Below are 13946 nucleotides of genomic sequence, written 5' to 3'. Positions count from 1 at the left end.
GTTTATTCTAACTACTCACCAATTTAAATCAATAGGGTCTATATCTAAACTCCAGCGTACTTTGTTTTGCCACTCGACATTTGGAATCATTATCAACAATTCTGATACAGCTTGATGCAAATGCTTTCTGGACCTTGACTGGATGATTAAATGATATCGAAACTTACCGGCCTTTTTTTCCATTGCTGCTGGCACCGGGCCCGCATACTCACATTGATTGATGGGGTGCTCTGTTAGGGCACGTAAAAACTTTTCAGGATAACTCGGATAATTTGATTCTGCCCGAATAAGGGCTTGATAACTGAACGGAGGTAGCAAGGCCTGTTGACGTTCTATTAATGATTGTTTGGCAAAGTGTTGGTAGCCATTATGAAGTACTTCTTGTAAAAGCGGATGATCTGGGTAATTAGTTTGCAATAAGACTTTGCCAGGTTTACTCGCACGCCCAGCACGTCCTGCTACTTGTACTAGTAACTGTGCCATTTGTTCACTGGCGCGAAAATCAAAACTAAATAAAGCACCGTCGCCATCAAGTACTGCAACTAAAGTCACATTGGGGAAGTGATGGCCTTTAGCGAGCATTTGTGTGCCAATGAGTAATTGATGTTTTTTATCACTGATTTCTTGTAGTAATTTGGTGAGTTCACCTTTTTTACGGGTACTGTCACGATCTATTCTCACTAAGCTGACATCTGGGAATAGTTCGCCTATGCGTTGCTCTAATTGTTCAGTACCTTGGCCAATTGGATTTATCCTAATACTGCCACAATTAGGGCATTGTGGTAGAACACGCTTTTGGCTACTACAGTGGTGGCAAATAAGTAATTGTTGTTTTTGATGGAAAGTATAAGGTTTATCACAGCGCTGACAATCAGCAATCCAATGACACTCCTGACAGTGAATAGCAGGCGCATAACCTCGACGGTTCAAAAAAATCAATACTTGCTCACCACGTGATAAAGTTTGTTGTATTTCCTGCTTCAATGTGCCAGAAATACCATGTTCCATTTGCTGTTTCGCAACATCAATTAAGGCTATTTTAGCTTGGCTACTTTTGCCGGCGCGTTTATGCAGTTGATGGTATTGATACTTCCCGGATAAGGCATTTTGCAAAGATTCAAAGCTCGGTGTAGCGCTGCCCAACAACACCGGAATATTCAGTTGTTTAGCGCGTAATATCGCTAAATCTCTGCCATGATAACGAAAAGTGTCTTGTTGTTTTAACGAGCTGTCATGTTCTTCATCCACAATGATCATGCCCATACGTCGAAGTGGGGTAAAAATAGCGGAGCGGGTACCTATTACAATAGCTGCACTATTTTGTTGAGCATTGAGCCAAGTGTCTAAGCGCTCTTTATCATTTAAGTTAGAATGATGTAAGCAAATAGGGACATTAAAACGCTGCTCAAATCGTAGTAATGTTTGCGGTGTTAAACCAATTTCAGGCACGATAACCAGCACTTGCTTGCTATTTTCAAGCACTCTTTCCATTGCTTGCAAGTAAACTTCGGTTTTTCCGCTTCCGGTTACGCCATCAATGAGGTGGCAGCTAAATTGTTCACTTGCTTGGTTAACGGCAGCAACAATCACTGCTTGTTCGGTAGATAAACGTTGTTTGTTTTCTTCATTTAAAGCTCGTTTGTGCCAAGCATATGTTTTGGGTATTTGCTTTTTTTCCACCACTAAATCTTTTGCAACGAGCGCATTCAGCTGGGCTTTGCTATACCCCAAAGTGCGTAATTCTGGCCAGCTTATACCTTGATGGTTATCAATCAGTGAAAATAGTGCGTGCTGCTTTGGCGCTTTGCTAGCAAGTTTGCTCACTTGTTCAATATTGTCCTCAGAGAGACTATGCCAAACCATGGGTGGTTGTAGGTCAAGTTTTTTTATTTGCCTGAGGAGTTTAGGTAAAGCTTGCTGAAAAACATCGCCAATAGGGTGGTGATAGTAATTGGCGCATAATTGTAAAAAATCTACGACACTGTCAGTTAAATGAAAACTATCATCGAGCCTTTTACTAATTGATTTGATTTTTTTAGCCTCAATATCACAAGTATCACTAAGCGAAATAATAATAGCGATAACTTGTCTCGCGCCAAAAGGTACAGCGATACGCTCACCTACCTGTATGGGAGGTGACTGCATTGTGCTAGGCACTTGATAAGTGAATAATTGCCGCATTGGAACAGGTACAGCAACTTGTACAAATTGAGTTGACACTACACGCGTTTATTTAATGATATTGATTGGCTATTTTGACCTGAGAAAAGGCTACTGCCAAGTAGCAAGCTTACATTATTGTCAAATAATTACCGATTTCAATCTCACCTTAACAAAGCGCTATTTATTTAAACAATTTGACGGGTTTTCTCTTGCAGTTGTATAAGCTTTGCATTATTATTCGCCCCCATTATTTTTTAACTCGTATGGTGCTTGGCGTTTAAAGATAAACGGCTAAGTGGCGATACGCCCAAGTTCTCGAAAGAGATAGAGGTCCCCATGAAAGACGGTATTCATCCTAATTATGTAGAATTTAAAGCTAATTGTTCTTGTGGTAATGTTATTACTACTCGTTCTACAGTAGGTAAAGACATCCATTTAGACGTATGTTCAGCTTGTCACCCATTCTACACTGGTAAGCAAAAAGCTGCTGAGACTGGTGGTCGTGTTGACAAATTCAACAAACGTTTTGGTGCACTTTCTAAGAAGTAAGTTTACTACTTATGTACACCGTGAAAAAAGCGCCATTTGGCGCTTTTTTTGTATCTAGTAAAAAATATTCCTACCGTTTAAACCCTTTTTTGTCATACTGCATCTAACTTACTATTAACCTTTATTTTTAAACGAGACACTTTTTTGAATAACGCTCAAGTTATTGATGCACAAAAGCGGTTTGCCAGTTCTCAAGAGGAAGAGTGGATTGCTCACGCAAAGCAAGGTTCACAGGCAGCTTTTCATCAACTTTATCAATTACACCACCGAAGAGTGTACGCACTTTGTTGGCGTATGTTAGCGGATAAAGATAGCGCTGAAGATGTATGCCAAGAAGTGTTCGTTGTTTTATGGCAAAAAATTAATAACTTTAGAGGTGAAAGCAAATTTAGTACTTGGTTGCATAGTGTTGCTAGTCATGTTGTTTTAGGACACTTACGAAAGCAAAAAAATTGGATACAACGCGTATTTAGTCTCGAAGATCAAGGGGAAAACAGCCAAGTCGCTGAAGAGTCTGTGCCATTAGATGATTCATCTGGGCTGGATGAATTAGACAAACATATTGCAAGGCTTCCCGAGCGAGCACGGTTAGTTTTTGTTTTGTTTGCTATTGAAGGTTATCGCCATGAAGAAATTGCCCAAATGTTAAATATGGCGGTGGGCTCGAGTAAATCACAGTACCATAGAGCAAAATCACTGTTGAAAGCGTCGCTTAGCGAAGAAGTCGTGATTGGAGAAGAAAATGAATAAAGCAAATAAGGTGATACAAGTTTCTGATCAAGTGTTAGCTGAAAAAGTCAGTGGCTTGCCAACTGAATTATCACCACAACGTGATTTGTGGTCAGGTATTGAGCGAGCTATCCAGCACAAACCACAAGATGCTTTTGAGCGTAATGGGATAAAAAATAGCAATAAACCATTTATCCCTGTTGCTTGGGCTGCCTCAGTAATTGCAGCGGTGTTAGTCACTTGGATATCATTTGCACCAATGCATGAGGAAGAAGGCGTGCTCACAGCGAATAATCAATTAGTGGCGATGATCCAAGAGAATTTTTCACAGCAAAAACAGGCGATGTTAGTCAGTTATGGACAAGCAGATTTGAACACATTGCCTGATAAAATTCAGCTGCAATTAACGCAATTGGCGCAAGCAAGATTGAGCATAGAGCAAGCGCTGGCAAACGATAAAAACAATGTTGATTTATTGAATTTACTCCGTTTTACGCAGCAGCAAGAGCTAGATTTATTGCAAAAGATATTGCCTTATACCGGCAATAATACAGCTAAATGGCAAACGATTTAATGAATAGATTAGCAGAAATAAAAGATAAGAGGTTTTTATGAAGACTATTAAGCATTTAGTGCTAATTCCCATGATGTTGTGTAGCACATTTTTATATTCAGCAGTCATTCTTGCTGGCGAAAAGGTTGATGAAACACTAGCAGTGAGTGAAGCAAGTTCGGTAGCAATAGAAAATGTTAGTGGCAAGGTGAAGGTTATTGGCTGGGATAAAATGACAGTTCATGTTAAAGGTGAGCTTGATAAACACGCCGAGAAATTAGTGTTTGAGCAAGTAGGCAGTACGATTAACATTAAAGTTGATATTGACCACCATGCGCTCAGACATTCTAAAGGCTCGTATCTTACCATTCATATGCCATCGAGTTTGCGTGTTAATGTTGAAAGTATTTCAAGTGATGTTGAACTTGATAATTTTACTCATGGCGTAACGGTTAAAACTGTAAGCGGTAATATTAAGGCTAAAAAATTAACGCAGAATATCGAATTAAGTAGTGTCAGTGGCAATATTAAAACCAGTGCCTTAGAGGGAAAAGTGAGTTTATCTGTGGTGAGTGGTGATATAGAAGACCAAGATTCATCTGGCCGTTTACAAGTACAATCAGTGAGCGGTGAAATCGAAGTGAATAGTCATTCAACGGAAGTTTTTGTTAATAATGTCTCAGGCGATACCGAGCTAACATTAAGCCAAACCGATGAATTAAAAATTTCTACGGTAAGTGGAGATTGTGAGGTGGCTATGGTGTTGAAAACAGGCGGCGTTGTTAAAGCGTCAAGCGTGAGTGGTGATGTTGAATTGGGCTTTCAACAAGGTGTTGAAGCTGATTTTCGTTTAAAAGCGAATGCGGGGGGTGATTTGATCAATAAGATAACGAAGCAAAAAGCTCAAGAAGCGAAATATGGCCCTAGTAGCAAATTGTATTTCCAAACAGGTAATGCCAATGGCTCAATACGAGTGAGTACGGTTAGCGGTAATGTTATTGTGAAATAGATTTTTATCGTTCGTAAGTATAAAGAAAAAGCAGGATAATCTTATCCTGCTTTTTCTGTTATTAACGCTCTATTTTTCTCGTAATATTTGATACAGTAATCATCCTTTATACGGTGTTAATGTATACATCTTTCTCAACGTGTTATTCCATAAGTAAGGGCCAAGTAAATGGCAGATAGAAAACCCGGTAAGTTTGCCAAAGAAAAGCAATTTATCAAAGATAAGCAAATTGATGATTTAAAAATACCGCCGCACTCATTAGAGGCTGAACAGTCTGTATTAGGTGGTTTATTGCTGGATAATGAAACGTGGGATAGGGTTAGCGAGAAAACTGTTGCGGAAGATTTTTATAGCCGTTCGCACCGACTTATTTTTGAAACAATTGGTGCGTTAATTGAGCTGGGTGAGCCAGTTGATCTTATTACCTTGTCAGAAGCGTTAGAAAACGATCAAAAACTAGATGATGCCGGTGGTTTTGTTTATTTAGCCGAAATGATGAAAAACACGCCAAGTGCCGCGAACATAACTGCATATGCTGATATCGTTCGTGAACGTGCAGTAACGCGTGAAATGATCAGTGTTGCTAATGAAGTTGCAGAAGCAGGGTATGATACACAAGGAAGGACCAGCGCTGATTTATTAGACTTTGCTGAAACTAAAGTTTTTGCCATTGCTGAAAAACGCGCAAATAAGTCAGAAGGTCCTGAAAGCATTCATTCAGTATTAGAAAAAACCGTAGATAGAATTGAGAAACTCTGTTCAACGCCATCGGGTGGGGTTACGGGTGTTTCGAGTGGTTTTACTGATTTAGATAAGATGACAGCAGGTTTACAGAAATCAGATTTGATTATTGTTGCCGCTCGTCCATCAATGGGTAAAACAACCTTTGCGATGAACCTGGCTGAACATGCAGCCATGACGGAAGATAAACCGGCATTAATTTTTAGTTTAGAGATGCCTTCTGAGCAAATCATGATGCGTATGCTGGCTTCCTTAGGTCGTATTGATCAAACTAAAATTCGTACGGGTCAGCTAGATGATGAAGATTGGGCTCGTATGTCTTCGACTATGGGATTACTGATTGAAAACGGGAAAATGTTTATTGATGATGCTGCGGGTTTAACACCTACAGAAGTGCGTTCACGTGCACGACGTATTCACCGTGATCATGGAGGGATTTCTATGATCATGATTGACTACTTGCAATTGATGCGAGCCCCACAATTTTCTGATAACCGTACTTTGGAAATTGCCGAAATTTCCCGGTCATTAAAAGCGTTAGCGAAAGAATTACAAGTGCCTGTAGTGGCGCTTTCCCAGCTTAACCGTGGCTTGGAACAACGTGCCGATAAACGACCTATTAACTCCGATTTACGTGAATCGGGCTCTATTGAGCAAGATGCGGATTTGATTATGTTTATCTACCGCGATGAAGTTTATCATGATGATAGTGAGTTCAAGGGGATGGCCGAAATTATAATTGGTAAACAGCGTAACGGGCCTATTGGCCGTGTACCATTAACGTTCCAAGGCCAATTTTCACGCTTTGATAATTATGCTGGCCCTCACGTACTTGAAGAAGATTAATATTCTTCACCATTGATGGTAGCAACAATAGTGCGGCTCCCAGCATGGTTTCTGTGTTCACCTAAATATATGCCTTGCCAAATGCCTAGGTTCAATTGCCCTTGAGAGATAGGGATTGTGATACTGGCACCCAGTAAACTGGATTTAATATGTGCAGGCATGTCGTCATCACCTTCATAAGTGTGCTCAAAATAAGGAGCACGCTCAGGTGCTATCACATTGAAATGCTTTTCCATATCACTGCGAACAGTAGGGTCGGCATTTTCATTGATGGTTAAGGATGCTGATGAATGCTTAATAAACAAATGTAAAATACCGCATTCAATGTGATGAATTTCTCCAAGTTTACGGGTAATTTCATCGGTTATTAAATGAAAGCCTCGTTGTTTTGGGGATAATTTTATTTCGAGTTGATGCCACATAATGTTTAATGATGAGTGATTGTCTAAAAAGAAAATAAAAGTAATAAAAAAGCACTATATTAAGATAGTGCTTTTTCTGGGTTTATAACTGTTTAGCTAAAAAACGAATAATTTTTTTACTATTCGTCGAAGCTAAATTCAATATAAGCTTTTCCTGCTTCACCTTTTAGCGCAATGATGACAACTGGCCCTTTAGATTTATGGTGAATAGTATGATTAGGGCCTGATACTACCACTGGGGTAGCCATATCAAACTCAAAACCTTTTTCACTAAGCATGCGCTTTGCACCACCTGTAACCATATTGGTAATTTCACCGACTAAATCGGTAATTTCATCGTTAACTTCATCGGGAGCTTCCCCTACCATGCCTTTCATGGTTGCTAATGCTAAAGGGCCATCGAATGTGATAGACAGCGAACCTTTAGTTTCAGGGCTAACCATGCCTATTAATCCTGAAACGTCACCCATCGCAAGTTCATCTTTCTTCAATTTGGGTTTTTCAGGTGCTAATTCCATTTGAGCCATAGTAGACATGACATTGAGCATTGATGATAAAAATGGGTTGATAAACTCTACTTTCATGAAGCCTTCCGAGCCTTAGCTATTTTGCAATACTTTGATTTTGCACACTTCTATTACAAATGTAAATCAATGGTGATAATTATTTTACTATTTTTTAGTAGATTCTTTAACCGTACTATTTACTGTACTTATTCTTGCCGCTTTCTGGTTGCTCTTAAAGGTTAAACTACCTTGCAACTTTGCGTTTGGTGCAAAAGTTATATCTTGATAATTCACAGTATTTATTTGTTTAGCATAAGTATCGACGAGGATAGTGTTTTTTACCACTAAATTAGCTAAAAAGTTTTCATTAACACTTTCTTGATAAGCAAAAAGTTTTCCACGTTTCACTTCTAAGCCAACCCAAGTAAGGGCGATTAACTGCTGCTCTTTTGTTAGTGTAAAGTGCTGCTCAAAATAATCTTGTATATATTGCTCATATTTTGGATGCTCAGCAGAAAAGTGTTCTTGTTTAATTTCTGCAATAGTGTTTTCAATATCGTGGGCGGTAAATTGATGGATAATTTCAATGCGTTGCGTTCGCTCATTTACATTAATGTCAGTGACACCAAAAAAGTAGGTGTGGGCAGCAGCAGATGCCGCTACCCCAACGAATAAAACACTGAATAATGCTTTATAAAGCAAAGTTTTTAATAATGAAGGCTGATTTTTAAACATTTAATTGCTCGTATCATTTGTAGCTTTTTCATCAATAGGCTTTAGTGCTTCATTATAGTCACGCATCATGTCGTCTTTGTTCCTTTTATAAAGCTCAAAACGAGATTTAATCGGACGTGCAGGCCAGTAGTTATTACTAACATCTACATCAGCCGTTTCCCAGTTCTTATCTATTGCTAAAGCAGTGATTTCTTTATCACGAATAAGAAGTTTTGAGGTTTTTTTAGTATTCAAACGCCAAATTTCAGCAGGTATTCTTACGTGTTCAGTACTACCATCAGCATAGGTTATATCTAATAAAATAGGCATCACTAAACCGCCTTTATTCTCAAAATCAATCACATAAAAATTGCTTTGATTGAGTAATAACTCTTTTTGCCATTGTTCCAGCTTATTCTGGTTAGCGTTATATTTATTTCTTGCAGCATTTGTTGCTGTAAACTTATCGTGCTTGTTATAAAAGTCCAATAACTCGGGCTTGTCTTGTGTTCTAACGCGGTTGCCTTTGTTTAAAATATCTGAGATGAATTCAGGTTTTTCGTTATCTAATGCACGTAACCAAGCTTCCTCAGTATCTGGATTTTGGCTATCAATGCTGTAAAGATGAATATTCCCTAAAGCAATATCAACATGATCTGTGGTGTAGAACCAGCCTCGGAAAAACCAATCTAAGTCAACGGCTGAAGCATCTTCCATGGTGCGGAAAAAGTCAGCAGGTGTAGGACGTTTAAACTTCCAACGTTGAGCATATTCTCTAAAGGCAAAGTCGAATAATTCTCGACCCATAATAGTTTCACGTAAAATATTGAGAGCGGTTGCAGGTTTACCGTAAGCGTTATTACCAAATTGTAGAATTGACTCAGAGTTAGTCATGATCGGCACTTGGTTATCACTTTTCATGTAAGAGATCATGTTTGCGGCATCACCACGGCGGGAAGGATAACCTTCTTCCCACGCTTGTTCAGCAACATACTGAACAAATGTGTTTAATCCTTCATCCATCCATGTCCATTGACGTTCATCAGAGTTTACAATCATCGGGAAGTAGTTATGACCTACTTCATGGATGATTACACCGATCAAACCGTACTTAGTGCGTCGTGAGTAGGTTTTTTCACCCGTTTCTTTATTTAAAGTTGGGCGTGGTCCATTGAAGGTGATCATTGGGTATTCCATGCCACCAACTGGACCGTTTACTGAAATCGAAACAGGATATGGGTAGTCAAACGTGTACTTGTTGTATTGCTCCATAGTATGAATAATGGCTTCTGTAGAGTATTTCTCCCAAAGAGGATTACCTTCATTTGGGTAGAAAGACATTGCCATAGTGTCAGTGCCACCTTCTTGATAACCTTGCGCGTCCCAAATGAACTTCCTGCTTGAAGCAAAGGCGAAATCGCGAACATTTTCCGCTTTAAAGTGCCAAGTTTTGGTTGTTGTTGCTCGTGACTTTTCATTCGCTAATGCTTCTTCAGGAGTAACAATTAATACTGGCTTTGTTGCAGTTTTAGCTTTTGCTAAGCGAATACGTTGTGTTTTCGTGAGCACTTTCTTAGGGTTTTGTAATACCCCTGTTGAAGCAACGATATGGTCAGCAGGCACGGTAATTTTTACATCATAATCACCAAATTCTAGGGCAAATTCCCCACGTCCTAAGAATTGTTTATTCTGCCAGCCCACAACATCGTAGTAGGCAACAGCACGAGGGAACCAGCTGGCAATTTCGTATAAGTAGTTGTCATCTTCTTTAAAGTATTCGTAACCTGATCGACCACCTAACACTTTTTGCTCATGCAGTTGGTAGTGCCAAGCAACGTTAAACTCAACATCATCACCTGATTTTAATGGCTTAGGTAAATCAATTCGTAACATAGTACCGTTAATTGTATATGGTAATGGTTTGCCATTGCTTGCGGTAACTTTGGTGATAGAGTAACCACCATTAAATTTTGGCATTTCAATCATATTGCGAGCACTGCTGTACGTTACTTTTTCAAGTTGTTTACTGGACTTTGACAGCTTAGCATCTGAATTACGTTTTAATTTATTTTGATCAAGTTGCAACCAAATATAACGTAAGGTATCCGGAGAATTGTTTTTATAATTTAATGTCTCATAACCCGATAATTGTTGGTTTTTGTCATCAATTTTGATGTCAATTTTATAGTCAACTTGTTGTTGCCAGTATTTATGGCCTGGCGCACCTGAGGCCGTACGGTATACATTGGCTGTTGGCAAAAGCTCCGATAATTGTCTGAATTTGTCATCAGCTATTGTTTGTCTAGCTTGTACCGTTGTGCTGAAAAATTGACTACTAAAAGCAACCGTTAAACAAATTAGCGCGGCCGAAAGAGAGTGTTTCATAGGATTCCATTTTACAAAGTGGTATATACAAGAGTATTTAAGCCGGACTTTATATCATAGAGTTATTTAGTGTTGTAATTCGCAAAGGAGTTTTGAGATAAGTTGTTTAATTATTAAGACTAATGGAGATTATTATTGACAGTTTTTGCAAAGACCGTGGGCTTCAACAATTTGATGAGTTATTTCAAAACCATTAGCATCTGCCATAGAGCGCAACGCTAAATCAAAATTATTTGATTGAATTTCTTCAACATAACTACATTCATCGCAAATGAGCAGTTGTACAGGGTGATTACAATCACCGAAGTGATGACACATGATAAATGCATTAATGGATTCAATTTTATGTACAAAACCTTGTTTAGATAAAAAATCTAAAGCGCGATAAATTGTGGCGGGTTTAGCTGCTGGATCGAGTTCTTTTAACTCATCTAAAAGATCATAAGCGCCCACAGCACCTTGGTGCTTAGCGAGTAGTAGAAATACTTGCTCCCGTGTTTTGGTTAAACGAGCCCCTTTTTTTTGGCAGACTTGTTGAGCTTGAGATAATAGTTTTTCAGCAGACATAGCAATTAGTGAATTAAATTTTTTATCCAGTTTAACATCATTGCCATTTAATGCACACGTGTGGTGTTTTTTTATCGCTTTAAATGGATATTAATTACATGTTTTTTTTGTTATGGTTACAAAATGACAGCGCTATCATTATTGATGGTTGCACGTACTAATACCTTCAGAATTAGACAAAGTTGGATAGCTTATGACTCGTTACCTTGCTCTTGATGCCTTTAGAGGTTTGACAATCGCTTTAATGATTTTGGTTAACACGCCAGGTACTTGGTCACATGTTTATGCTCCCTTACTTCATGCTGATTGGCATGGCTGCACCCCTACTGATTTAGTATTTCCTTTTTTCTTGTTTATTATTGGCTCAGCCATGTTTTTCTCTTTTAGAAAAACTAACTTTGCTGCAAACCCCGCACAATTTTTACGGATCTTAAAACGGGGTTTCATCATGTTTGTAATTGGTTTTCTGCTCAATGTAATCCCTTTTAATACCCCGGTAGAGGAGTGGCGCATTCTAGGTGTACTTCAACGAATTGGTCTGGCATATATTGTGGCAGCGAGCTTAGTCTTATTACTTAACAAACGCGGTATTTTTATTTTTTCAGCGGTAGTGTTATTAGCATATTGGGGACTATTACTTAGTGTCGGAGATGGTGCGTTGACTATTGAGGGTAATATTGTTCGTCAATTTGATTTGTCGATATTAGGGGCAAATCATATGTATACCATGCGCGGTGTCAGTTTTGATCCTGAAGGTTTAATTAGTACTATTCCTGCAGTGGTCAGTATGTTACTTGGTTTTGAATTAACACGTTTTTTAACCAGTATTTCTGATAAAAAAGATAGTGTTATTAAATTAATATTAATTGGTGGTTTGGCAATAGGATTTGGGGCATTATGGAGTCTTGTTTTTCCTATAAATAAGTCTTTATGGACAAGCTCTTATGTTATTTATACTACCGGTTTTGCATGTCTTTTATTGGCCGCCTTTATTTGGTTAATTGATATCAAAGGTCAGGAGAAATTAGTGTCGCCTTTACTGGTCTACGGTACAAACCCATTATTTGTATATGTTTTGTCATTTTTAATTGTGACTTTTTATTTAAATATTCCTGTTGGTGAGAGCAGTTTATATCGTTGGATATATGAGCAATTTACCTTAATAGCTAACCCAACCCTTGCTTCATTTTTATTTGCTTTTAGCCATGTAGCGCTATTTTGGTTTGTATCGTTGAAACTATATCAACGGAAAATATTTATTAAAATTTAATCAGCATTAATTTCAGCTTTATTATTAAAATAAAGCTGAAAAATCAGTGTTTTGCTGTTATGCTTAGTTCCAGATGCTTTGATAGGAGTTTGGATTAAGCGTGAAGAAGCTCAAGCTGTCTCAAGACGAAAATTTATCGTTAAAAATAACGCATCAATTATTACCACAATCACAGCAACGAGTTGATTTATACTTCTCGTTACCTGTAGAAATGGGCATAAGCCCAAGTACATTAAACGCTGAAGATTACTTTTACAGTAATATAAAGAGCCATAGTGCTTATTATTCAGATAAGTTACACCTACCACTAGTACGAAGTCGATTTATCAGTCAACGCTTTGAAGGGGATGATAAAGGCGAGCAAAGTGATTATCGGCTCAACCTGAACTTGTTTTCTTATCAACTAAAAATTGCCTTAGATGCGGATATTAAACAAACCTTAAAGCTAAAAAAGGCGGAAGAGTTTTATCCTGCTGCTATTGAACTGGCAGAACAAATTGCAACTTTAATCAAAAAGTTACGTCGTTATACTCCATCAGATAGTAAACTTAGCTCTTTTTTTGATAATGCTGATAACTATTTAAGTTGGCATGTTGAGCAATCCTTTTTGAAGTTATTATCAAAAGGACCTAAAAGCAGTGATTTTGCTACAGAGCGCGAGTTCTTGCTTAGTTTCTGTCGAGATGAAAATGCTTATCGCCTAACTCGCAAATATAATTCACAGGTTACCTTAGATGATCCGAACAGAATCACTAATAAAATGCGCTTGCTACAGCGGTTAATTGAGTATGGTGTAGTTTTTCAAAAGCAAACTCGATATTTAGATGTTAATTTGAAGCGTTTGGTGAGGGGAGGTGTTACGGCTGTGATTATGGCTTTTGTGATGCTATTGGTGCTTAATGCCCGTTCAAGCTTCACCGAAGTTACGTTAGCACTGATCGCTTTTTTAGGTCTAATTTATGGCTTAAGGGAAACTTTTAAGGAAGATCTTACAGGGCTTATTTGGCGTAAAATTCAAAAAGGGCGACCCAAGTGGCAAAATTTGTTTCGTCATAGTGTCAATCAAAAACGTATTTTAAGCCAAACGCTTTGGTTGGAATATATAAACAATAAAGATTTACCCTCTGTGGTGAATAAACTCTTTCAACAGCGAAGGCAACAGAACAAACAAGCTGCTCACCTTTTGCACTTTCGTTGTGATAACAAGGTGTTAGTGAAAAAATATTTACCTGGTTATGATGAGATTCAACAGCAAATATTTTTTAATTTGACCCCTTTTGTACGCTTTTTAAAAAAAGGTGCGGGGCGCTTATATAATTTAGATGGACAAAAGATCTCAAGTCAAGCGGTTGAGCGCCGATATCAAGTTAACCTCATTTTACGTAATCTAGATAGTAAAGGAGAACATTTACAACGATTTAAAATTACGTTGAATCGTAGTGAAATAGTTAATATAGAAGCGATGAGTGAAGGATAATTAATATCACAAGAG

At 38.2% G+C, this 13946-nt stretch carries 13 protein-coding genes; 7 read left to right on the top strand and 6 right to left on the bottom strand.

Features of this window, described 5'->3' with window-relative positions:
* Positions 1 to 15 precede the first annotated feature (15 nt).
* Complete coding sequence (gene priA / locus AC27GZ_RS02595; protein WP_487093318.1) at positions 16 to 2220, bottom strand: primosomal protein N'; 2205 nt, start codon at positions 2218 to 2220, stop codon at positions 16 to 18.
* Positions 2221 to 2499: 279 nt separating this feature from the next.
* Between priA and rpmE the strand changes: the two genes are divergently transcribed.
* From rpmE to dnaB, 5 genes are all read left to right on the top strand, one after another.
* Positions 2500 to 2712, top strand: a complete 213-nt coding sequence (rpmE, locus tag AC27GZ_RS02590; protein ID WP_487093317.1) for a 50S ribosomal protein L31 — start codon at positions 2500 to 2502, stop codon at positions 2710 to 2712.
* A gap of 144 nt (positions 2713 to 2856) precedes the next feature.
* Positions 2857 to 3462 (top strand): RNA polymerase sigma factor, encoded by a 606-nt coding sequence (locus AC27GZ_RS02585; RefSeq protein WP_487093316.1) that lies wholly within the window; start codon positions 2857 to 2859, stop codon positions 3460 to 3462.
* Positions 3455 to 4015 (top strand): hypothetical protein, encoded by a 561-nt coding sequence (locus AC27GZ_RS02580; protein ID WP_487093315.1) that lies wholly within the window; start codon positions 3455 to 3457, stop codon positions 4013 to 4015. The genes AC27GZ_RS02585 and AC27GZ_RS02580 overlap by 8 nt, the downstream gene beginning before the upstream one ends.
* A gap of 37 nt (positions 4016 to 4052) precedes the next feature.
* A complete protein-coding gene (locus tag AC27GZ_RS02575) occupies positions 4053 to 5003 on the top strand; it encodes a DUF4097 family beta strand repeat-containing protein (RefSeq protein ID WP_487093314.1) in 951 nt (316 codons plus the stop codon).
* Between the two features lie 168 nt (positions 5004 to 5171).
* On the top strand, positions 5172 to 6590 hold the full coding sequence (gene dnaB / locus AC27GZ_RS02570; RefSeq protein WP_487093313.1) for a replicative DNA helicase: 1419 nt from the start codon (positions 5172 to 5174) through the stop codon (positions 6588 to 6590).
* Here dnaB and AC27GZ_RS02565 read toward each other — a convergent pair.
* The 5 genes from AC27GZ_RS02565 to zur form a co-directional block, all read right to left on the bottom strand.
* Positions 6587 to 7012, bottom strand: a complete 426-nt coding sequence (locus AC27GZ_RS02565; protein WP_487093312.1) for a secondary thiamine-phosphate synthase enzyme YjbQ — start codon at positions 7010 to 7012, stop codon at positions 6587 to 6589. The two genes, dnaB and AC27GZ_RS02565, sit on opposite strands and share 4 nt — an antisense overlap.
* 119 nt (positions 7013 to 7131) lie before the next feature.
* Positions 7132 to 7596, bottom strand: coding sequence for a chemotaxis protein CheX (locus AC27GZ_RS02560; protein ID WP_487093311.1), 465 nt, complete (start codon positions 7594 to 7596; stop codon positions 7132 to 7134).
* A gap of 87 nt (positions 7597 to 7683) precedes the next feature.
* Positions 7684 to 8253: a DUF6702 family protein gene (locus tag AC27GZ_RS02555; protein WP_487093310.1), complete on the bottom strand. Its 570-nt coding sequence runs from the start codon at positions 8251 to 8253 to the stop codon at positions 7684 to 7686.
* Positions 8254 to 10617, bottom strand: a complete 2364-nt coding sequence (locus AC27GZ_RS02550; RefSeq protein ID WP_487093309.1) for a M1 family metallopeptidase — start codon at positions 10615 to 10617, stop codon at positions 8254 to 8256.
* A 132-nt stretch (positions 10618 to 10749) separates the two neighbouring features.
* The gene (gene zur / locus AC27GZ_RS02545) at positions 10750 to 11184 is read right to left on the bottom strand and encodes a zinc uptake transcriptional repressor Zur (RefSeq protein WP_487093308.1); all 435 of its coding nucleotides are present in this window, start codon (positions 11182 to 11184) and stop codon (positions 10750 to 10752) included.
* 193 nt (positions 11185 to 11377) lie between these two features.
* On the opposite strand from zur, the gene AC27GZ_RS02540 reads away from it, so the two are divergent.
* Together AC27GZ_RS02540 and AC27GZ_RS02535 are read left to right on the top strand one after the other, a co-directional pair.
* Positions 11378 to 12454, top strand: coding sequence for an acyltransferase family protein (locus AC27GZ_RS02540; RefSeq protein WP_487093307.1), 1077 nt, complete (start codon positions 11378 to 11380; stop codon positions 12452 to 12454).
* 100 nt (positions 12455 to 12554) lie between these two features.
* The gene (locus tag AC27GZ_RS02535; protein ID WP_487093306.1) at positions 12555 to 13931 is read left to right on the top strand and encodes a hypothetical protein; all 1377 of its coding nucleotides are present in this window, start codon (positions 12555 to 12557) and stop codon (positions 13929 to 13931) included.
* The last annotated feature ends 15 nt before the right edge of the window (positions 13932 to 13946 follow it).

This window comes from Colwellia sp. SU-HH00943 (genome assembly GCF_057546125.1).
The sequence above is the reverse complement of the archived record's forward strand: the minus strand, read 5'-3'. Positions and strand labels throughout refer to the sequence as shown.